This window comes from Bradyrhizobium daqingense (assembly GCF_021044685.1).
GTDB lineage: Bacteria > Pseudomonadota > Alphaproteobacteria > Rhizobiales > Xanthobacteraceae > Bradyrhizobium > Bradyrhizobium daqingense.
The window spans coordinates 4664150-4685606 of record NZ_CP088014.1 but is presented as its reverse complement, the minus strand read 5'-3'; the positions used below and the strand labels follow the sequence as shown (position 1 = coordinate 4685606).

The window sequence follows — 21457 nt, the reverse complement described above, 5'->3', positions numbered from 1 at the left end:
CCGATCGAGTTCATTCCCACTCAATCGTCCCGGGCGGCTTGCTCGTCACGTCATACACCACCCGGTTCACGCCCTTCACCTCGTTGATGATGCGCGTGGCCGTCTCCCCTAAGAACTTCATGTCGAACTGGTAGAAGTCCGCGGTCATGCCGTCGGTTGAGGTGACGGCGCGGAGGCCGACGACGTAGTCGTAGGTGCGACCGTCGCCCATGACGCCGACGGTCTTCACGGGAAGCAGCACGGCAAAAGCCTGCCAGATCTCGTCGTAGAGGCCGTGCTTGCGGATCTGGTCGATGTAGACGGCGTCCGCTTTCCGCAGGATATCGAGCTTGTCGCGGGTGATGTCGCCGGGGCAGCGGATGGCGAGGCCCGGGCCCGGGAACGGGTGGCGGCCGACGAAGATTTCGGGCAGGCCGAGCTCGCGGCCTAGCTTGCGCACCTCGTCCTTGAACAGCTCGCGCAGGGGCTCGACGAGCTTCATGTTCATGCGCTCGGGGAGACCGCCGACATTGTGGTGCGACTTGATGGTGACCGAGGGGCCGCCGGTGAAGGAGACGCTCTCGATCACATCAGGATAGAGCGTGCCTTGCGCCAGGAAGTCGGCGCCGCCGATCTTCTTGGCTTCCTGCTCGAACACCTCGATGAAGAGGCGGCCGATGGTCTTGCGCTTGGCTTCGGGGTCGGTGACGCCTTCGAGCTCGCCCAGAAACTGTTTCGAGGCATCCACGTGCACGAGCGGGATGTTGTAATGGTGGCGGAAGAGGTCGACGACCTGCTCGGCCTCGTTGAGGCGCATCAGGCCGTGATCAACGAACACGCACGTCAGCTGATCGCCGATGGCCTCGTGGATCAGCACGGCTGCAACCGCTGAATCGACGCCGCCGGAGAGGCCGCAGATCACCTTGCCCTTGCCGACCTGCTGGCGGATTTTCGCGATCTCCTCCTCGCGGAAGGCGCGCATGGTCCAGTCGCCGGAAAGGCCTGCGATCTTGCGGACGAAGTTGCGGATGAGCTTGGCACCGTCGGGCGTGTGCACCACTTCGGGGTGGAACATCAGGCCGTAATATTTGCGCTTCTCGTCCTGGATGATCGCGAACGGCGCGTTCGGCGAGGTGCCGGCGACGGAGAATCCCGGCGGCATCCTGGTGATGCGGTCACCATGGCTCATCCAGACCTGGTTCTTGCTGCCTGACGACCAGACGTCCGCGAACAGCTGGCTTTCGGCCTTGACCTCGACATCGGCGCGGCCGAACTCGCGGTGATGGCCGCCCTCGACCTCGCCGCCGAGCTGCGCGGCCATGGTCATCTGGCCGTAGCAGATGCCCATCACGGGCACGCCGGAATCGAAGATGGATTGCGGGGCGCGGGGCGAGCCGGCCTCGTGCACCGATTCAGGGCCGCCGGAGAGAATCACCGCCTTCGGCTTCATCTCGTCGAAGGCAGCTTCGGCCTTGTTGAACGGGACGATCTCGCAATAGACGCCATCCTCGCGCACGCGGCGCGCGATCAGCTGCGTCACCTGGCTGCCGAAGTCGACGATGAGAATCTTGTCGTGCGCCGAGGCCACCGAGGGCGTCGACGCGGAGCGGTCGTTCTGTGCTGCTGTCATGGCCAGCAAATACGCTGGCACCGCCCGCGCCGCAACCGCGGCGGCGGCGCGCCCACATGCTTCTTTGGGCATGGACAGGCGACGTATGGGTAAGTATTATTGACCTAATTGCGCCGGCGTCTGAAAGAAGGCCGATCACAGTGACGGAGACTGCGGGAGGTGCGTGCGCTAACAGAAGCGCCGCCGGCTCTGAAACAGGACCCACCCCATGCAACTCCCCGCCTCGCCCTTCACCGTCACCGACTGGAGCAAGGTCGAGCCGACCACGCATCCCGGCGAGCGCGGCGAGGCCAAATGGCGCACGCTCCAAATCGGTGATCTCCGGGTGCGGATGGTGGAATATTCGCCGGGCTATCTCGCCGACCATTGGTGCGATCGCGGCCACGTGCTCTACGTGCTGAAGGGCGAGCTCGACAGCGAGCTGCGCGACGGGCGCACATTCAAGCTGACGGCCGGGATGAGCTACCAGGTCTCGGATTTCGGCGACGCCGCCCATCGGTCCTCGACGGCGGCCGGCGCGACGCTCTTCATCGTCGACTAGGACGCGAGCGCGCGGTTAATTTGCACCGCAAAATAGCAAAGTCGCGGGAGGTGCCGAGCCACGGGTGGTGCCTTGAAGTGGCCCCAAATTCTCGCTATATTGTGATCATCGATACTTGGCCGAACGACTGGGCCGCTTCGCTTCGTTGATTACGGGCGCGCACGCTTCAGATGAATTCTCCAAACATCGACTCATCAGGGACCATGGGCGCAATGCTGCGTACCGGTCCGCGTGCGTACCTCTCTAACTAACTAAAGGAAATTCCCATGGCTATGGGCACCGTGAAGTGGTTCAACACCCAAAAGGGTTATGGTTTCATCCAGCCGGACGACGGCCAGAAGGACGTGTTCGTGCACATCAGCGCCGTCGAGCGCGCTGGCCTCTCCTCCCTCAACGAGGGTCAGAAGGTCTCGTTCGACATCGTCGCCGATCGTCGCAGCGGCAAGTCCTCGGCTGACAATCTCCGCGTCGGCTAACGCCCACGCACCGTTCTGACCGCGGACGTACCGGCAGAACGTCAGAAAAATGAAAGCCCCGCGACCGGGATCCGGTCTGCGGGGCTTTTGCTTTTGGCCGCGGCGTCATTCCGGGGCGCCCGCAGGGCGAGCCCGGAATCCATCGCGCGGCCGTCTCTGCGGCTCTATGGATTCCGGGTTCTCGCTGCGCGAGCCCCTGAATGACGAGCTAAATTTAGCCTGCTTTCCGCAGCACCGAGACGAAAAACCCATCCGTGCCGGTCCGCCGCGGCGTCATCAGCCAGCCTTCGTCGGACTGCAGCGCGGCTTCGCCAAAGGCTTCCGCCTTGTCCCAGAGCACGCTCGCGGTCTGCTCGGGCGGCACGACGGCGAACTCGGGATGGCGGGCGACGAACGCCCTCACCTGCTCGCCGTTCTCCTCCGACAGCACCGAGCAAGTGATGTAGGCGATGCGGCCGCCCGGCTTCACTAGGGGGACCGCGCGCTCCAGCACCTCGGCCTGGTCGCGCAGGCGAATCTCCAGCGCGCCCGGCCGCATCCGCCATTTGGCGTCGGGGTTGCGACGCCAGGTGCCGGTTCCTGTGCAGGGCGCGTCGATCACGACGAGATCAGCCGAGGCGCGGATGTCGGAGAGCGGATCGGCATCGCCCTTGGGCGTGCGGATATCGGCATTGTGGACGCCGGCGCGCGACAGGCGTTCGTGGATCGGGGCGAGCTGGCGCTTGTCGCGATCGGTCGCGATCAGCCGGCCCTTGCCCTGCATCAGGGCTGCGAGCGCCAGCGTCTTGCCGCCGGCGCCGGCGCAGAGATCGATCACCTGCTCGCCGGGCTTTGCCGCGGTGAATTGGGCCGCAAGCTGCGATCCCTCATCCTGCACTTCAATTCCGCCCTTGATGAAATCCTCCTCGGCCTGGATGCCGGGGTTGCGCGCATCGGCCGAAAGCTCGATGCGAAGGCCGGTTGCGGACCATTGCGCCGGTTTCGCATGAAGATGAGCAAGCGCACGCAGCACCTTGTCCCGATTGGATTTTAGCGTGTTGACGCGCAGGTCGAGCGGGGCCCGGCTCGCCATCGCGGCGGCTTCAGCGGCTCGGTCCTCGCCGAACACTTTTGCAAGGTGCGAATCGAGCCATTCGGGATAATCGCCGGCAACCGCGGCCGGGGCATCGGCGAGGGAGCGCGAGGCGAGCGCGGCTTGCTCGGCCTCGGTCAGCGGCGCCGGGGCGAACCGGCTGCCGTCGCACAGCGCGGCCATGGTGGCGGTGTCCATGTCGCGCTCGAGGCGCAGCATGCCGATCAGGCGCGCCCGCGCGGTGTCTGCGTCCATCAGCCAGGCGCTGGAGGCGTAGCGGCGCAGCACGTCCCAGACCAAGCCGGCGATGGCGGCGCGGTCGCCGGAACCGGCAAAGCGGTGCGCGGTGCCCCACTCCTTCAGCGCCTTGGCCGCGGGCACGCGGTCCTTCTCGATGGTGTCGATCAATTCGATGGCTGCGGACAGCCGGGCAGCGGGCGTCATTTGAATGCCTTTGGACCAGATTTTCTGTTTTGCGCGTGATGCGCCGGCGCAGGCCGTCAGATCAGCAGGAGCAGCTTCAGCGCGAAGTAAATCCACATCGCCAGCAGCACCAGCACACTGGCGAGCCACACCGTCGAGCGGCGGCCGAGATCGTTCGAGGTGACGAACACCCCCGCGTGGGCGAAGCGCGTCACCACGAACACCCAGGACATCAGCACGATGAACAGATCGGCGCGCCGGAGCGGCAAGGCCAGCGCGATCAGGACGTAGAACAGCACCGGCAGCTCGAACTGGTTGCGGTAGCAATTGGCGATTTGCGTGGCGCCCTTGGGCCAGTTCGGCTCGCCCAGCGCAATGTCGCGGATCTTGGTCTCGCCCGAGACCAGCGACTTGCGGCGTGCCAGCACCATGCCGATCAACAGCGCGAAGGTGAGAGCGACCTGCACGAAGACCGGCAGCAGGACCATTTGAACGGACATCGGAACTTTCCCGGGAGGCGAAATGCCGCCGACGTCATTAGCGGCGCGTTTTGGCCGTGACAATGAACGAGATGAACCGGCGTTCCCGGTGCGGCGACCAAACGTCGATCATCACAGCGATTTTGGTCCCTTAGGACCGAGGCGAGCGCCGCCATGAACATCCTGTCCAGCCTTTTCGCCCAATCCGCCGACGGCCGGCACGGCGTTCTGATGTCGGCGCTGGCGGGTATCGCGGCCGCGCTCGCGGTGGCGCTGGCGATGACGGTCTATTTTCGCTTGAGCTACCGGACCTGGCGCGAAGTCGCCAGGCATGGCCTGGCCACCCTGGCCGCGATCCTGCTGTTCGGCTTTGCCGCCTACGACATGCGCCACGCGGCGCTCGCCTATCTCGGCCTCAACCCGTCCAAGCCCGCGGTCGAGTTCGAGATCCGCATGCCCCGGGAGATGCTGACGGGGGTGACCGACACCCAGATCGAGCTGCACACCGACCGCAACCAGACTCTGGCGCTGGTCGATGGCGTGCGCGACCTCGCCGACGGCCGCGCACTGCTGCGCGGCGCGGTGGTGCTCAACCACCGCACTGCGGACCGCGTGCTGGTGGTGAACCTGCCGGGCAAAGGCACGTTCGAATTCCGCCTCCGTCTGCCCGCCGAGCCGCATCGCAGCGAGTTCAGCCCCTGGCACCTCGCCGACCGCATCGCCTCGCCACTGGCCGGGCCGATCGCGCCGCAGGACGGCTACACGATCCGCTACCGCGTGCTTTAAACTTTGTTCGATGCGAACGATGCGCGCAGCGTCATCGTTCCGACGTTCGGCCGGGCCTATGATCGGCCATGTCCGAATTTCGTCTCACACAGATCTCCGACACCCATCTCGGCCAGCGCTTCCCGGGCCTGATCGAAAACTTCCATCGTGTCTGCGAGCACATCGATGCCGACAGGCCCGACCTCGTCATCAATACCGGCGACGTCTCCTTCGACGGGCCGACCAGCCGCGACGACGTCGCATTCGCCAAAAGCCTGCATGACGCCCTGCCCGTCGCCTGCCGCTACCTACCCGGCAATCACGACATCGGCGACAATCCGACCGCGATCGGGCCGGCGCCGAAGCCGCCGGTCAGCGAGGCGCACCGCCGGCAATTCTGCGAGATCATTGGTGAAGACCATTGGTCGTTCGAGGCCGCGGGCTGGCGCTTCATCGGCCTCAATTCGCTGGTGATGAATTCAGGGCTCACCTTCGAGGCCGAGCAGTTCGACTGGCTAACGTCCGAGACCGCGCGCACCAATGGCAGGCCGGTCGCGCTATTCCTGCACAAACCATTGTTTCTCAACCTGCCCGACGATCCCGAGACCCCGGAGACCTCGATCCGCTACGTGCCGCAGCCGGCGCGCGCGCGGCTGATCGAGATGTTTGCGCATGTCGACCTGCGCCTCATCGCCAGCGGCCATGTGCACCAGCGGCGCGACTTCACCTTCCGCCACACCCGGCACGTCTGGGCGCCATCGGCGGGCTTCGTCATCAACGATGCGCGGCAGGACCGGATCGCGATCAAGGAGACCGGCCTCGTCGAGTACCGCTTCCGGACCGACAGTCTCGAGGTCCGCCACGTCAGAGCAGCGGGCCAGCGCGATATCGATGTCGAGGAGATCCTCGCCCAGATGGGCGCCGAGTACTGACCTACGCGACGCTCTTGAGATCCTGCTGGATCGCGGCGAGCAGCGATTGCAGCGCGGCGCTGTTCACCGGCTTCGAGGGAGCGACGTCGGCAGGCGGTTGACCTGCAGGCTGCACAGCCTTCGCGCGCTTCGGGAACGGCGGCGGGGGTGCCGGCATCGAGGGGCGAGCAAAATCGCCCTCCTCCTCGGCGCGGACGAACTTGCCATGGATGACGTCGTCATGGCGACCCATGGCGAACATTGCCACCCAATAGCCGGCGGCCAGCAGAATGACGCAGAAAACACTGATCTCTAACATCGCTACACCTAAAATATGCGCGATGATTCAATGCCTTCACCTTGGCGTCAATGAACCGGCGGTCACACCTGCGGTTTTTGCGAACAGGTGTGGCCGATCGGTGACTCTTTGTTAACCATATCCGCCTCGGCCTTGTGGCCCAGGGTAGTCCCGATCCCGTCGCTCTAGGCCTTATCGGACCCGACCCGCACCAGCTGCTTGCCGAAATTGGCGCCCTTCAACAGGCCCATGAAGGCGCCGGGGGCGCTCTCCAGACCCTCGGTGACGAACTCCTTGTACTTGACCTTGCCCTCGCGGACCCAGCCGGACATGTCGCGCAGAAAATCGCCATGGCGGCCGGCGAAATCAGAGACGATGAAGCCGCGGAAGGTCAGCCGCTTGGTCAGGGTCGCGCGCATCATGGATGCGGCCCATTTCGGCGGCTTGGCCTCGGTGTCGTTGTAATGGGCGATGAGGCCGCAGACCGGCACGCGGGCAAAGGGATTGAGCAGCGGGAACACCGCCTCGAACACGGCGCCGCCGACGTTCTCGAAATAGACGTCGATGCCCTTGGGGCAGGCATCCTTCAGCTTGGCCGCAAGATCAAAATCGCGGTGATCGATGCAGGCATCGAAGCCCAGCTCCTTCACGACATAGTCGCACTTGTCCTTGCCGCCGGCGATGCCGACCGCACGCGCGCCCTTGATCTTGGCGATCTGGCCAACGGCCGAGCCGACCGCGCCCGAGGCACCTGCGACCACGACGGTCTCGCCTTGCTGCGGCTTGCCGATGTCGAGCAGGCCCGTATAGGCCGTCATGCCGGGCATGCCGAGCACGCCGATGGAGGTCGAGATCGGACCGAGCTTCGGGTCGACCTTGATCAGGCCCTTGCCGTTGGAGATCGCATGCGTCTGCCAGCCGGAGCGGATGCGCACGATGTCGCCGACCGCGAAATCAGGGTTGTTGGAGGCCGCGACCTCGCTGACCGCCTCGCCTTCCATCACCCCGCCGATCGGCACCGGCGCGGCATAGGACGGACCATCGCTCATGCGCCCGCGCATATAAGGATCGAGCGAGAGCCAGATCGTGCGCAGCAGCACCTCGCCTGCTCCAGGCGTCGGCACCGCGAATTCCTCCAGGCGAAAATCCGACGGCTTGGGCTCGCCAACGGGACGCGCGGCAAGAACGATGCGTTTTGCTTGGGACATGATGGCTTCCTCCGAATTGTGTTTCGGCGCAAACGGAAGCGGAGGCAGCGCGGCGCGTCAATACAAAAGCGCTGGAGCGGTCAGATGCGGCGCGTACGGCTCTCTTGTCCCGGGCGCGCCGCAACGCGAAAGGTTACTGCGCAGAGCCGGGACCCAGAAGGCAACACGACGAGATGCGAAGAGATGGGCCCCGGCTCTGCAGCGCATCACCAAGGGGTGCTGCGCTGTGTCCGGGGCACGAGGGCGGAGTTACTAACCCCCGCCCGGATAGTTCGGGGCTTCGCGGGTGATGGTGACGTCGTGGACGTGGCTTTCGCGCAGGCCGGCGCCGGTGATGCGGACGAACTGCGCCTTGCTGTGCAGCTCCTTCATGTCGTGCGCACCGACATAGCCCATCGCGGCGCGCAAGCCGCCGGCGAGCTGGTGCATGACGTTGCCGACCGGGCCCTTGTACGGTACCTGGCCCTCGATGCCTTCAGGGACCAGCTTGAGCGTGTCCTTGATGTCCTGCTGGAAGTAGCGATCGGCGGAGCCGCGCGCCATCGCGCCGACCGAGCCCATGCCGCGATAGGCCTTGTAGGAGCGGCCCTGCCACAGGAATACTTCGCCGGGCGTCTCGTCGGTGCCGGCGAGCAGCGACCCGACCATGGCGATATCCGCGCCGGCGGCGAGCGCCTTGGCGAGGTCGCCGGAGAATTTGATGCCGCCGTCGGCGATGACGGGAACGTCGGCCTTCTTCGCCGCTTCCACCGCGTCCATGATTGCGGTGAGCTGGGGAACGCCGACGCCGGCGACGATGCGCGTGGTGCAGATCGAGCCCGGCCCGATGCCGACCTTGATGCAATCCGCGCCGGAATCGATCAGCGCCTGCGCGCCTTCGGTGGTAGCGACGTTGCCGGCAACGACCTGCACCGAGTTGGACAGACGCTTGATGCGGTTGACCGCGTGCAGCACATGGCGGGAATGGCCGTGCGCGGTGTCGACGACGACGAGGTCGACGCCGGCATCGATCAGCCGCTCCGTGCGCTCGAAGCCGCTGTCGCCGACCGTGGTGGCGGCGGCGACGCGGAGACGCCCCTGCGCGTCCTTGCAGGCGAGCGGATGGGCGACCGCCTTCTCCATGTCCTTGACGGTGATGAGGCCGACGCAGCGATACTGATCGTCGACGACGAGCAGCTTCTCGATGCGATGCTGGTGCAGCATCCGCCGCGCCTCGTCCTGGCTGACATTCTCGCGCACCGTGACAAGGCCTTCATGCGTCATCAGCTCGGAGACTTTTTGACGGCGGTCGGTGGCAAAGCGAACGTCGCGGTTGGTGAGGATGCCGACCAGCTTGCCGGGGATGTTCTTGCCGGCGCCGGTGACGACGGGAATGCCGGAGATGCCGTGATCGCTCATCAGCTTGAGCGCATCGTCAAGCGTGGCATCGGGGCTGATGGTGAGCGGGTTCACCACCATGCCCGACTCGTAGCGCTTGACCTGCCGGACCTGGGCGGCCTGCCCCTCGGGATCGAAATTGCGATGGATGACGCCGAGGCCGCCGGCCTGCGCCATGGCGATCGCCATGCGCGCCTCGGTAACGGTGTCCATGGCGGAAGCCATGATCGGGATGTTGAGCGGAATGGCGCGGGTTACGCGGGAGCGAATGTCGACCTCGCCCGGCATGACGTCCGACAGGCCCGGCTTCAACAGCACGTCGTCGAACGTGAAGGCCTCGCGAATGCCTTGAAGTTGCACCGTGGCCATCTGCCAACTCCTTCCTGCGGCCCAGCCGCAAATGCTTATGGATGAGCGCCGCCCTCGGCGTACCTTGCGGCAACGCCTTGAGAATCGGAGCCCATCAGTGGGGTTGACGCGGGTCGATAGCACGCCTGCGTGACGAATCAAAGCAATTCGGACCGCCGGCCAGCCATGCACAGGCTTTTTGAGTAAATTCAGCGTGGATGGCCGGTTCAACGTAGATGGCTGGGCGACCCCACCCACCTTCATTCCGGGGCGCGACGAAGTCGCGAGCCCGGAATTCATCCGGCAGCGGTCTCTGCGGCCAATGGATTCCGGGCTTGCGCCAACGGGCGCGCCCCGGAATGACGAGCGAGCGGGAGCGTCGTCACGCAGGATTTAGGTGCCATGCGTCGATCCGCAATGGTCGCGGCTGAGTGGCGGTGATAAGCCGCAAGTCCACCCGTCCTTTCCGATTTTCATTACCGATCCGTCATGGTCGACAAGCAACGCGTCATCCCGCTGATCGTGGCCACTGCGCTCTTCATGGAGAACATGGACTCCACGGTGATCGCCACCTCGCTGCCGGCGATCGCGGCCGACATCGGCACCAGCCCGCTGACGCTGAAACTCGCGATCACCTCCTACCTGTTGTCGCTCGCGGTGTTCATTCCGGCGAGCGGCTGGACGGCGGACCGCTTCGGCGCGCGCATGGTATTTGCGATCGCGGTCGGCGTGTTCATGGTCGGCTCGGTCGGCTGCGCGCTGTCGACCTCGGTCACCGATTTCGTGTTCGCGCGCATCCTGCAAGGCATGGGCGGGGCAATGATGACGCCGGTCGGGCGTCTCGTGCTGCTGCGCTCGGTCGACAAGAGCGCGCTGGTCAATGCGATGGCCTGGGTGACGGTCCCTGCCCTGATCGGTCCCGTGATCGGGCCACCGCTCGGCGGCTTCATCACCACCTACGCCTCCTGGCACTGGATCTTCCTGATCAACATCCCGATCGGGCTGCTCGGCATCTTCATGGCGCTGCGCTACATCGATCCGATCAAGAGCGAGACGCAGGAGCCGTTCGATCTCTACGGCATGGTGCTCGCGGGCCTCGGGCTGGCCGGCATCGCATTCGGCCTGTCGGTCGCCGGGCTGAATTTGCTGCCCTGGAGCACGGTGGCCGCGCTGGTGGTGGGCGGCGCGATCTCCATGACGCTCTACGTCCTGCACGCACGGCGAACCGGATCGCCGGTCCTGGACTTTTCGCTGCTGACGCTGCCGACGCTGCGCGCGGCCGTGATCGGCGGCTTCCTGTTCCGGCTTGGCATCGGCGCACTGCCCTTCCTGCTGCCGCTTCTGATGCAGATCGGTTTCGGCCTGTCGCCGTTCCATTCCGGCCTCGTCACCTTCGCCTCCTCGCTCGGGGCCATGGGCATGAAGACGCTGGCGGCGCGCCTGATCCGCACCTTTGGTTTCCGCAACCTCATGACGGTGAACGCGGTCGTCAGCGCGTTCTTCCTCGGCATCTGTGCGCTGTTCACGGTGACGACGCCGCTGCTCATCATCATGGTGATCCTGGTGGTCGGCGGCTTCTTCCGCTCGCTTGAGTTCACCGCGATCAACACGGTGGCCTATGCCGAGGTCGAGACCGCGCAGATGAGCCGCGCCACCACCCTCGTCAGCGTCAACCAGCAGCTCGCAGTCTCGGCCGGCGTCGCCGTCGGCGCAGCCTGCGTCGAGACCACGATGTGGTTCAGCCATGTCAGCGAGCTCAACGCCACGGTGTTCGCGCCCGCTTTCGTCGTGGTCGCGCTGACCTCGGCGGCCTCGAGCTGGTTCTTCTGGCAGATGCCGGCCGATGCCGGCCACGAGATCTCCGGCCGCAAGGCGGTGGAGATCGCGAGCCGCAAGGGCGCGGGCAAGGGTGCCGAAAAGGCGGCTGTCAAGGCGGCGAGCGAGGATACGCAGGACGTGCGGGATCAGCGGCTGGGGTAGGCCTCTCTCGGTGTTCGTAGACGGGCAAGCACAGGTTCCCTGCCGATGCGGGCTTACGCGGGCCCACTAGTTGAGTGCGCTCCTATTAAATTGATCGAATCAATTAGGCTCGATTAAATTTGATTAGACATTAATACAACTTATGATTTAATTCCGCCCACCTGCAGAAGTTCGCGGTGCTGCGGTAACGGAAGCCTACCGAAGAATGATGCAGATCGGCGCCGATAAGGCGCGATGGCGCGCCGACACGCTGAATGCGTGAGGCGGCAGCGCGAAGCGCTTATCCGCCGGTTGGGCGCGCTTCGCGGAAGTCAGTCCATGCGCCGAGTTATTGATTTCATTATTTGATGTCGAAGGAGGAAAATATGGCGAATACCATTCAAACAAACAGCCAAGCCGCTCAACAATTGCTTCGAACCAACGGAACTCTCGCAGCAGATTCCCACCTGTTCGACTGGATTTCCCTCCTGGACCCCGTCAACAGTTTGATCATCGGCAGCAGACGCGACGATGTCCTGAGCGCGCACGCCGAGGGCGACATCGTCTTGGGACTTGCCGGCCATGATCATTTGGACAGCGCATTGAACCGGACAGCGTTGATCGGCGGCAGCGGCAACGACGATTTGACGACCAATGTCGTCGTGCTGCAGGACGATATGCCCCAGCATGGACTCGCCATTCAGTTCGGCGGAACAGGCAATGACGACCTCAGCGCAACCGTTACTCTTCAAGGCGGGAACGCGCCTCAGAGCCCGGAACAGTTCGCGGATGTGCTGCTCGATGGCGGCAGCGGAGACGACACCATCAGTGCCACCGCAAATGTGGCGCTTCCTGTGCTCGCAGATGTAACGGTGAGGACCGATTTGATCGGCGGAAGCGGCAACGATACCATCGACGCCGTTGCCGACGGTCGCAACACCCTCGGAAACAGTACCGCCCTGAATTCGATCGACGGCGGCGCGGGCGATGACCGGGTCACCGCTCATACCGAAACGGCATTCTTCGCGCTCCACGGCACAGCCAGCAACGTACTCTTCGGCGGAGCCGGCAACGATGAATTGAATGCACGCGCCGAGGGCGTATCCAATCAGACCGATTTGGTCAGCAATGAGCTGCATGGTGGCCGGGGCAACGACGTCTTGCACGCCTTCAACCTGACCGACTCCAATGCCGGAACTCCAGTAGGCATCAACCAGCTCTGGGGCGATGACGGTGACGACACCCTCGAGGCGACCCACTCCACCGATGGGGAGAACGTCGTCACGGACGTCACGAATTATCTGGATGGCGGGAACGGCAATGACAGTCTGCTCGCAGATTCCACCGCGCTCGGCGGGTTTGTTCACGCACTCAATCAGCTCGAGGGAGGTATTGGACGAGACAATCTCACAGCGCATCTCGACGCTGTAGCCCACGGTGGATTTGGTCCGGAGCAGGCTCTATACGATGTCGCGAACGTCCTGAATGGCGGCGCCGGAGATGACCAGCTCACTGCGTTTCTTTCAGCAACTCCTGATCCTCCGGTGACAGACGATTCTATCGCCGAGAACCGCCTGAACGGCGGCGCTGGAAACGATGTTCTGGCCGCAACCGTTGCGCCAGGTTCACTCGGATCGAGCTTCCTTGCTGGCGGTACGGGCAATGATCAACTCACAGTGTTTGGTGGGTCGGGAAATATCCTCAATGGAGGCGATGGCAACGACACGCTCGTGAGCGGCATCGGAAACGATAGCATGTTTGGCGAATCCGGCGCGGATAGGTTCGTCTTCGCCGCCCAGAACGGGCATGACACGGCCATTTTCGAACAGGGCCAAGATAAGATCGATCTCATGGGCCTCGCCGCGAATGACATCCACGATTTTGACGACTTGAATATCGAGGTGACTGGGGGAGAGACCATCATCCACTTCGATGCAAATAACGACCTCACGATCGCAGGCGTTGTGAATCTCAGCGCGAATGATTTTCTGTTCGCCTAGCCGGCCCGGAATCTGTGAAGATGACCTACGCAAGGGCGCCTCGTGGAGAATCGCTGGTCTCTTAGGCTCCCGCCTCGAGGGCACGCCAGGGCGCGCCATCGATCTCCACGAGGGCGACAATGGCTAAGGGAGAGGGATTGCTCATTTGCGACGTGGGCGGCACTGCGCACGTCCGCGCCAGTGGCTGTTCGCCCGCCGATCTCAGAACAGGCCGAAGCGCGTTGCACGGTGAGAGCGGCCGGAGCGATCGCTCTACCCTGATCGAGAGGGTGTATCCGACTCGCTCCTCGTCCCGCCCCGAAACCCGGTCGCCAGCACGTAGCGCTCCGAGGAATCCTGCCGGCTCGCAGCGGGCTTGACGTGGCGCACGGTCGCGAAATCGCGCTTGAGCTGGGCCAGCAGCTCGGCGTCGGCGCCGCTCTGGAACGTCTTTGCCAGGAACGTGCCGCCGGGCTTGAGCACGTCGCAGGCGAACGCGACCGCGGTCTCGACCAGGCCGACGATGCGGAGCTGGTCGGTCTTGCGGTGGCCGGTGGTGTTGGCGGCCATATCGGACATCACGACGTCGGCCTTGCCGCCGAGCATGGCGGTGAGCTTCTCGGGCGCGTCATTGTCCATGAAGTCGAGCTGCGCGAAATCGACGCCGGGAATCTCCGACATCTCCAGCAAGTCGATCGCGACGACCTTGCCCTTGGCTTCCCTGGAGCCGACGCGCTTGGCCGCGATCTGGCTCCAGCCGCCGGGCGCCGCGCCAAGGTCGACCACGGCCATGCCCGGTTTCAGCAGACGAAACTTGTCGTCGATCTCCAACAACTTGAAGGCCGCGCGCGAGCGATAGCCCGCCGCCTTGGCCTTGGCGACATAGGGGTCGTTGAGCTGCCGCTCCAGCCACAGCTTTGACGAGAGCTTGCGCTTGCCGCCGGTCTTGACCTGGACGTGCAAGCGGCCGGTGGTGTCTTTCGCCATCTCACCAGCTCCTGAGCGCGCCGTCCTCGCGCATCATCTCGACCAGCATGCCCTCGCGCAGGCCGCGGTCGGCGACGCGCAGCCGCGGCAGCGGGAACGCGTGCCTGATGGCATCGAGGATTGCGCAGCCGGCGAGCACGAGATCGGCGCGCTCGACACTGATGCAATTGTTGGCGGCGCGCTCCTCGTAGCTCATGCCGAGCAGCTTGTTGATGGTCACGGTGACGTCGGCATCGTTCATCCAGATGCTGTCAATACGGCGGCGATCGTAGCGCGCGAGGTTGAGATGGATGCCGGCGAGCGTCGTCACGGTGCCCGACGTGCCCAGCAGGTGCATGTCGGCGAGGTCGCGGCCGTGCTCCGCCGCGAACGGCGCGACGTGATTGGCGACCTCCCGCTCCATCGCGGCATAGATCTCCGGCGTGACGTCGCGGCCGCCGAACTGCTCGGCAAGCGTGACCACGCCGAACGGGATCGACATCCAGGCCCGGATCCGCGGCTCCGGATTTTCCGGATCGCGCTCGATCCGCACCAGCTCGGTCGAGCCGCCGCCGATGTCGAACAGGATCGCCCCCCTCCCCCTGGGATCGACCAGCGGCGAGCAGCCGAGCACGGCGAGCGCCGCCTCGGTCTCGCGGTCGATCACCTCGAGCTCGATGCCGGTCTCGGCTGCGACGCGGGTGCGAAAACCTTCCGCATTCGAGGCTGCGCGGCAGGCCTCGGTCGCGATCAGCCGCAGCCGCCGCGCCTTGCGAAGATTGATCTTGTCGCGGCAGATGCTGAGCGCGGCGATGGCGCGCTCGATCGCCGCGTCGCTGATGCAGCCCGTGGCCGAGACGCCCTCGCCGAGCCGGATGATGCGCGAGAAGGAATCGACCACGCGAAAGCCGTCCTGAGTCGGACAGGCGATCAGCAGTCTGCAATTGTTGGTGCCGAGGTCCAGCGCCGCATAGACGCCGGTTCCCGGCGCTTGCACGGGCACGGCCGGCTCAGTGGCCAACGCCACCGCGGCCATCGACCTCTCCAGCTCACCGTGCAGCCCGTGGCCGTCGCGGAGCCGCGTGTGGTCATTCATACAAACTGTCTTTCCGCGGCCCAATGGGCCGATCTGGAATTGCTTTTTCGCCTGAAACATTAGCAGCGCGGTCGGCCTGCGCAACAACGCATCACATGGGACCATGCCCATTCGTGCGTTGTCGTGAACGGGGTGGTGGGTTATCTCAAGGAGACCGGTCCCCCGCTGCCGCGAAAATGCGCAAATGCCGGCTTTTCAGGTCATTCCCATGCAAGAACACACCAAATCGTCCACGCTCGAAAACGCTATTGCACTGCAAAAATATGGCGTCGGGCAGCCCGTCCGCCGCAAGGAGGACGACACGCTGGTGCGCGGCAAGGGCCGCTATACCGACGATTTCAACCTGCCCGGCCAAGCCTATGCCGTGGTCGTCCGTTCCACCCATGCCCATGGCATCATCCGCGGCATCGGCATCGATGCCACCAAGGCGATGCCAGGCGTGCTGGGTGTGTGGACCGGCAAGGATCTCGATGCCGCCGGCTACGGCCCCTTCACCTGCGGCCTGCCGCTGAAGAGCCGCGACGGCTCGCCCCTGCTCCAGACCAACCGCCAGCCGCTGGCGACCGACAAGGTCCGCTTCGTCGGCGATCCCGTTGCCTTCGTGGTGGCCGAGACGCTGGCGCAGGCGCGCGATGCGGCTGAAGCGGTCGAGCTCGACATCGAGCCGTTGCCGGCGGTGACGGACCCCGAGGAAGCCGCCAGGCCCGGCGCGCCGCAGCTCTATGACCATATCCCGAACAATGTCGCGCTCGATTATCACTATGGCGACATGGACAAGGTGAACGCGGCCTTTGCCAGCGCTGCCCATGTCACCAAGATCGACATCGAGAACACGCGCGTCGCCGTGGTCTCGATGGAGCCGCGCGTTGGGCTCGCCTCCTACGACAAAAAGACCGAGCGCTACACGCTTCAGGTGCCGACCCAGGGCGTCGCCGGCAACCGCGCCAATCTCGCCAAGAACCTGAAAGTGCCGAACGAGAAGGTGCGCATCCTCACCGCCAATGTCGGCGGCTCCTTCGGCATGAAGAACATCAACTATCCCGAATATATGTGCATCCTGTATGCGGCGAAGGAGCTCGGCCGTCCCGTGAAGTGGCTGGACGAGCGCTCCACCAGCTTCCTTTCCGACAGCCATGGCCGCGCGCAGAAGATCCATGCCGAGCTCGCGCTCGATGCCGAGGGCCATTTCCTCGCGGCCAAGCTCGAAGGCTACGGCAATCTCGGCGCCTACATCACCGGCGTCGCGCCGGGACCGCTTTCGCTCAACACTGGCAAGAATTTTTCCAGCGTCTATCGCACGCCGCTGATGGGCGTGGACATCAAGGTGGTGCTGACCAACACCACGCTGATGGGCGCCTATCGGGGCGCCGGCCGGCCCGAAGCGAACTATTACATGGAGCGGTTGATCGACCGCGCCGCCGACGAGATGGGCATCAACCGGCTGACCTTGCGCAAGCGCAATTTCATCAAGCCGAACCAGATTCCGTTCCAGGCGTCCTCCGGCGTCACCTATGACAGCGGCGACTTCCAGGCGGTGTTCAACAAGGCGCTGGAGATCTCCGACCACGAGAATTTCGCCAAGCGCAAGAAGGAGAGCAAGAAGGCCGGAAAGCTGCGCGGCATCGCGGTCGGCTCCTATCTCGAGGTCACGGCGCCGCCGAGCCCCGAGCTCGGCAAGATCGTGTTCGATGCCGATGGCACCGTGCAGCTCGTCACCGGTACGCTCGATTACGGCCAGGGTCATGCGACGCCATTCGCGCAGGTGCTGTGCGAGCAGCTCGGCGTCCCCTTCGAGAGCGTGAAGCTCGTGCAGGGCGACAGCGACATCGTTCACACCGGCAACGGCACCGGCGGTTCGCGCTCGATCACCGCGAGCGGCCAGGCCATCGTGGGGGCCGCAAAGCTCGTCATCGAAAAGGGCAAGCGCGCAGCGGCGCATCTGCTCGAAGCGTCCGAAGCCGACATCGAGTTCGCCGATGGCAGCTTCACGATCGCCGGCACCGATCGCAGCATCGACATCATGGAGCTCGCCAAGAAGCTGCATGACGGCAAGGTGCCAGACGGTGTACCAGATAGCCTCGACGTCGATCACACCAGCGAACCGGTCGCCTCGGCGTTCCCGAACGGCTGCCACGTCGCCGAGGTCGAGATCGATCCGGAGACCGGCGTGGTGCAGATCGTGCGCTACAGCGCGGTCAACGATTTCGGCACGGTGATCAACCCGCTGCTGGTCGAAGGCCAGCTCCATGGCGGCGTCGTCCAGGGCATCGGCCAGGCGCTGATGGAGCATATCCGCTACGACGAAAGCGGCCAGCCGATCACGGGCTCGCTGATGGACTATGCCCTGCCCCGCGCCGAGGACGTGCCGAACATGACCGTCGGCGATCACCCGGTGCCGGCGACCACCAATCCGCTCGGCAGCAAGGGCTGCGGCGAAGCCGGCTGCGCCGGCAGCCTGTCGACGGTCGTGAATGCGGTGCTCGATGCGCTCTCCGACCACGGCATCAAGCACATCGACATGCCGCTGACCCCCGAGCGCGTGTGGCGCGCGATCCAGGAGGCGAAGGCCAAGGCGGCGTAGAGGCGCGCGCTCCCCCAGCCTTCCGCTGTCATCGCCCGCGAAGGCGGGCGATCCAGTATTCCAGAGACGGCGCGGCTAGAACCGAGAAGCCGCGGCGTACTGGATTCCCCGCCTTCGCGGGGAATGACAGTCAATGCGAGGAATCACCAGCCCTACGCCGCCGCCTGCTCGCGCGGCTGGTAGATCGCGGTGTGCTGGCAATGCGCCAGCGGCGTCGTACCATTGGCGACGACAAGTGCGTCAAGCTCGACGAAGCGGTGGCCCTTCTTCTCGTAGTTCGCGGTCACCTTCGCCCGTGCGGTGATCTCGTCGCCGGCGCGCGCGGCGGACAAGAGCTGCATGCGGCTGCCGACGTGGATCCACGGGCCCAAAATCGTGTTGTCCACCAGCACGCGGTTCATGACGCGCTGAATCAGGCCGGGATGGCCGAGCCCGTCGCGGGCGAAGATCGGATCGGCTTCCCTGACATCCGCAAGATAATCGGCCGCATCCTGCCCCGCCCAGCGGCGCGGCGCCGTCACGAGCCACTTGCCGATCTCGAACGTTGCGGGACTGACCGGCTTGCGCTCGGCGACAGCGGGGACCTCGACATAGTCGCTCAGTGACACCACAGGCGCCGACGCCGGTAGCGAGGCCGTGCCCGTGGCGCACAGCTCGGTGCGGCTGAACACCTCGATCGTGAGCAGCTCGTTGTGTTCGGTGGCGTCGACATCGGCGATCTCGCCATCATACACCGGCTTGATGAAGCGGGCCTCGACCAGCCCGCGGCTGAGGAAATCGCGGCCCCACCGGGCAATCGGCATGTGCATCATGTAGGCGAAGACATCGACGCCCGGGACGAGCCCGCCGGAAAAGCCGAAGCGGCGCGCCACATTGTCGTCATGCATCTTGTTTTCGGATTGCTTGGCGGTGTTGTAGGCTTCGACGCGGTAGGTTTCGAGCCGGTTCGGCATGACGGGCGTTCCCTTGAATTCTTGTTGGTTGAGGGCCGATCGTAGAGCCCCGGGAACACCGGTCAATCCCCTCGCCTTTGCGGCCCGAATGGGGTACCACGCGGCGAATGAATGACGCCCCCACCCGCATCTATGTCGACGCCGACGCCTGTCCGGTGAAGGACGAGATTTACCGCGTCGCGCTCCGGCATGGCGTGCCCGTAAGCGTCGTCGCCGGCAATTTCATCCGCGTGCCGCAGGATCCGCTGATCGAGCGCATAGCGGCCGGCGCCGGCATGGACGCCGCCGACGACTGGATCGCCGAGCGCGCCCGGCACGGCGACGTCGTCGTGACATCGGACATTCCGCTGGCAAGCCGCTGCGTCAAGGCCGGCGCGGAGGTGATCGCGCCGAACGGAAAGCCGTTCACGGAAGAGTCGATCGGGATGACGCTGGCGGTGCGCAATCTGATGACGGATCTGCGCTCGGCCGGCGAAGTCACCGGCGGCCCGCGCTCGTTCGCGCCGCGCGACCGCTCCGCGTTCCTGTCGGCACTCGACCAGACGCTGCGCCGGATCCAGCGCCGCCGCGCCGACCAGGCCGCCACGAGTCAGGGCTGAGCATGGCGCCGCCGCTGTTCCAACTCAAAGACATCAGGCTGACCTTTGGCGGCACGCCGCTGCTGTCCGGCGTCGAGCTCAACGTCGCGCCCTCCGAGCGCGTCTGCCTGATCGGCCGCAACGGCTCCGGCAAATCGACGCTGCTGAGGATTGCGGCGGGATTGGTCGAGCCCGATGGCGGCACGCGCTTCGTGCAGCCCGGCGCCACGGTCCGCTACCTGCCGCAGGAGCCGGATTTCGGCGACCACAAGACGACGCTCGCCTATGTCGAGGCGGGGCTCGCACCGGGCGATGACCCATACCAGGCGCGCTACCTGGTTGAGCAGCTCGGCCTCACCGGCAACGAGAACCCGGCCAACGTATCCGGCGGTGAGGCCCGTCGTGCCGCGCTCGCCCGCGTGCTGGCGCCCTCGCCAGACATCCTGCTGCTGGACGAGCCGACCAACCATCTCGATCTCTCCACCATCGAGTGGCTGGAACAGGAGCTCGACAGCCGCCGCAGCGCGCTGGTGATCATCAGCCACGACCGCCGCTTCCTCACCAATCTGTCACGTTCGACCGCCTGGCTCGATCGCGGCCGGATCAAGCAGATCGACCGCGGCTTTGGCTCGTTCGAGAGCTGGCGCGACGAGGTGCTGGCCGAGGAAGAGCGCGACCAGCACAAGCTCGACCGCAAGATCGTCGACGAGGAGCATTGGCTCCGCCACGGCGTCTCCGGCCGGCGCAAGCGCAATGTCAAGCGGCTCGCCAATCTGCATGCGCTGCGCGACCAGCGCCGCAATTATCGCGGCACCGCTGGCACCGCCAGTCTCGCCGCGGCCGAGGCCGAGCAATCCGGCAAGCTCGTGATCGAGGCGAAGGGCATCACCAAGGCCTATGGCGATCGCAAGATCGTCGAGAATTTCTCCACCCGCATCCAGCGCGGCGATCGGCTCGGCATCATCGGCCCCAACGGCGCCGGCAAGACCACGCTGGTCAATCTGCTCACAGGCGGCATGCAGCCGGACACCGGCACCGTCCGGCTCGGGGCCAATCTGGAGATCGCGACCCTCGACCAGCACCGTGAAAGCCTCGATCCCAAATCGACGCTGGCCGAAGCACTGACCGGCGGCCGTGGCGACCAGATCATGGTCGGCGGCAAGCCAAAGCATGTCGTGGGCTACATGAAGGACTTCCTGTTCGCGCAGGAGCAGCGCGGCACGCCGGTGGAAGTGCTGTCGGGCGGCGAGCGTGGCCGGCTGATGCTGGCACGCGCGCTGGCGAAACCTTCGAACCTGCTGGTGCTGGACGAGCCGACCAACGATCTCGACCTGGAAACCCTCGACGTGCTCGAGGAGATGCTCGGCGACTACGAGGGCACGGTCATCCTGATCAGCCACGACCGCGACTTCCTCGATCGCGTCGTCACCTCCGTGATCGCACCTGAGGGCAACGGCAAATGGATCGAATATGCCGGCGGCTATAGCGACATGCTGGCGCAGCGCGGCGCCGACCTGAAGCGCGAGACGGCGAAGGCGCAAGCCCCGGCCGAGAAGAAGGAGGAGCGCTCCGCTGCTGCGCCCGCGTCTGTGGCAAAGCGGAAGCTGAGCTTCAACGAGAAGCACGCGCTTGAAACCCTGCCGAAGAAGATGGAAACGCTGCAAGCCGACATCGCCAGGCTGCAGCGCGTGCTCGACGATCCCAACCTTTACTCCAAGGATCGCAGGAAATTCGACGACACCTCGGCCGCCATCGCCAAGGCGCACGAAGAACTGTCCGCCGCTGAAGAGCGCTGGCTCGAACTGGAAATGCTTCGCGAAGAAATAGAGCAGGCTTAG

18 protein-coding genes are annotated in these 21457 nt (G+C 65.0%); 9 read left to right on the top strand and 9 right to left on the bottom strand.

Translation table 11 applies throughout. The features are described 5' to 3' along the window. Nucleotides 1-10: 10 nt before the first annotated feature. Complete coding sequence (guaA, locus tag LPJ38_RS22015) at nt 11-1609, bottom strand: glutamine-hydrolyzing GMP synthase (protein ID WP_145641068.1); 1599 nt, start codon at nt 1607-1609, stop codon at nt 11-13. Nucleotides 1610-1817: 208 nt separating this feature from the next. On the opposite strand from guaA, the gene LPJ38_RS22010 reads away from it, so the two are divergent. Both LPJ38_RS22010 and LPJ38_RS22005 read left to right on the top strand, forming a co-directional pair. After that, on the top strand, nt 1818-2150 hold the full coding sequence (locus LPJ38_RS22010) for a DHCW motif cupin fold protein (RefSeq protein ID WP_145641069.1): 333 nt from the start codon (nt 1818-1820) through the stop codon (nt 2148-2150). A 266-nt stretch (nt 2151-2416) separates the two neighbouring features. Next, a complete protein-coding gene (locus tag LPJ38_RS22005) occupies nt 2417-2626 on the top strand; it encodes a cold-shock protein (protein WP_008141931.1) in 210 nt (69 codons plus the stop codon). Nucleotides 2627-2840: 214 nt separating this feature from the next. Here the strand turns inward: LPJ38_RS22005 and LPJ38_RS22000 are convergent, their stop codons facing one another. Both LPJ38_RS22000 and LPJ38_RS21995 read right to left on the bottom strand, forming a co-directional pair. Further along, entirely contained in the window at nt 2841-4142 is a 1302-nt protein-coding gene (locus LPJ38_RS22000; protein ID WP_145641072.1) for an RsmB/NOP family class I SAM-dependent RNA methyltransferase, read from the bottom strand. 56 nt (nt 4143-4198) lie between these two features. Continuing rightward, nucleotides 4199-4621 (bottom strand): MAPEG family protein, encoded by a 423-nt coding sequence (locus LPJ38_RS21995; RefSeq protein ID WP_145641074.1) that lies wholly within the window; start codon nt 4619-4621, stop codon nt 4199-4201. 153 nt (nt 4622-4774) lie between these two features. On the opposite strand from LPJ38_RS21995, the gene LPJ38_RS21990 reads away from it, so the two are divergent. Together LPJ38_RS21990 and LPJ38_RS21985 are read left to right on the top strand one after the other, a co-directional pair. Continuing rightward, a complete protein-coding gene (locus LPJ38_RS21990; protein WP_167520721.1) occupies nt 4775-5386 on the top strand; it encodes an acriflavin resistance protein in 612 nt (203 codons plus the stop codon). Nucleotides 5387-5454: 68 nt separating this feature from the next. Then, nucleotides 5455-6297, top strand: a complete 843-nt coding sequence (locus LPJ38_RS21985) for a metallophosphoesterase family protein (RefSeq protein WP_145641076.1) — start codon at nt 5455-5457, stop codon at nt 6295-6297. 1 nt (nt 6298) lies between these two features. Here LPJ38_RS21985 and LPJ38_RS21980 read toward each other — a convergent pair whose 3' ends face one another. The 3 genes from LPJ38_RS21980 to guaB form a co-directional block, all read right to left on the bottom strand. After that, a complete protein-coding gene (locus LPJ38_RS21980) occupies nt 6299-6595 on the bottom strand; it encodes a hypothetical protein (RefSeq protein ID WP_145641079.1) in 297 nt (98 codons plus the stop codon). A gap of 164 nt (nt 6596-6759) precedes the next feature. Next, nucleotides 6760-7782, bottom strand: a complete 1023-nt coding sequence (locus LPJ38_RS21975; protein WP_145641081.1) for an NADP-dependent oxidoreductase — start codon at nt 7780-7782, stop codon at nt 6760-6762. A gap of 252 nt (nt 7783-8034) precedes the next feature. Then, nucleotides 8035-9528, bottom strand: coding sequence for an IMP dehydrogenase (guaB, locus tag LPJ38_RS21970; RefSeq protein WP_145641083.1), 1494 nt, complete (start codon nt 9526-9528; stop codon nt 8035-8037). A gap of 468 nt (nt 9529-9996) precedes the next feature. Between guaB and LPJ38_RS21965 the strand changes: the two genes are divergently transcribed. Both LPJ38_RS21965 and LPJ38_RS21960 read left to right on the top strand, forming a co-directional pair. After that, nucleotides 9997-11487: an MDR family MFS transporter gene (locus tag LPJ38_RS21965; RefSeq protein ID WP_145641085.1), complete on the top strand. Its 1491-nt coding sequence runs from the start codon at nt 9997-9999 to the stop codon at nt 11485-11487. Nucleotides 11488-11852: 365 nt separating this feature from the next. Further along, nucleotides 11853-13466 (top strand): calcium-binding protein, encoded by a 1614-nt coding sequence (locus LPJ38_RS21960; protein ID WP_158644800.1) that lies wholly within the window; start codon nt 11853-11855, stop codon nt 13464-13466. A 252-nt stretch (nt 13467-13718) separates the two neighbouring features. Here the strand turns inward: LPJ38_RS21960 and LPJ38_RS21955 are convergent, their stop codons facing one another. Beyond that, nucleotides 13719-14432 carry an RlmE family RNA methyltransferase gene (locus tag LPJ38_RS21955; protein WP_145641089.1) on the bottom strand — a complete coding sequence of 238 codons (714 nt, stop codon included), beginning with the start codon at nt 14430-14432 and terminating at the stop codon, nt 13719-13721. A 1-nt stretch (nt 14433) separates the two neighbouring features. Beyond that, nucleotides 14434-15507 carry a Ppx/GppA phosphatase family protein gene (locus LPJ38_RS21950; RefSeq protein WP_145641092.1) on the bottom strand — a complete coding sequence of 358 codons (1074 nt, stop codon included), beginning with the start codon at nt 15505-15507 and terminating at the stop codon, nt 14434-14436. Between the two features lie 208 nt (nt 15508-15715). On the opposite strand from LPJ38_RS21950, the gene LPJ38_RS21945 reads away from it, so the two are divergent. Continuing rightward, nucleotides 15716-18088 (top strand): xanthine dehydrogenase family protein molybdopterin-binding subunit, encoded by a 2373-nt coding sequence (locus LPJ38_RS21945; RefSeq protein ID WP_145641094.1) that lies wholly within the window; start codon nt 15716-15718, stop codon nt 18086-18088. A gap of 152 nt (nt 18089-18240) precedes the next feature. On the opposite strand, the gene LPJ38_RS21940 is transcribed toward LPJ38_RS21945, so the two are convergent. Further along, nucleotides 18241-19041 carry a hotdog family protein gene (locus LPJ38_RS21940; protein WP_145641096.1) on the bottom strand — a complete coding sequence of 267 codons (801 nt, stop codon included), beginning with the start codon at nt 19039-19041 and terminating at the stop codon, nt 18241-18243. A 107-nt stretch (nt 19042-19148) separates the two neighbouring features. Here LPJ38_RS21940 and LPJ38_RS21935 point away from each other — a divergent pair, with 107 nt between their 5' ends. Next, the gene (locus tag LPJ38_RS21935) at nt 19149-19640 is read left to right on the top strand and encodes a YaiI/YqxD family protein (protein ID WP_145641099.1); all 492 of its coding nucleotides are present in this window, start codon (nt 19149-19151) and stop codon (nt 19638-19640) included. 2 nt (nt 19641-19642) lie between these two features. After that, entirely contained in the window at nt 19643-21457 is a 1815-nt protein-coding gene (locus LPJ38_RS21930; RefSeq protein WP_145641101.1) for an ABC-F family ATP-binding cassette domain-containing protein, read from the top strand.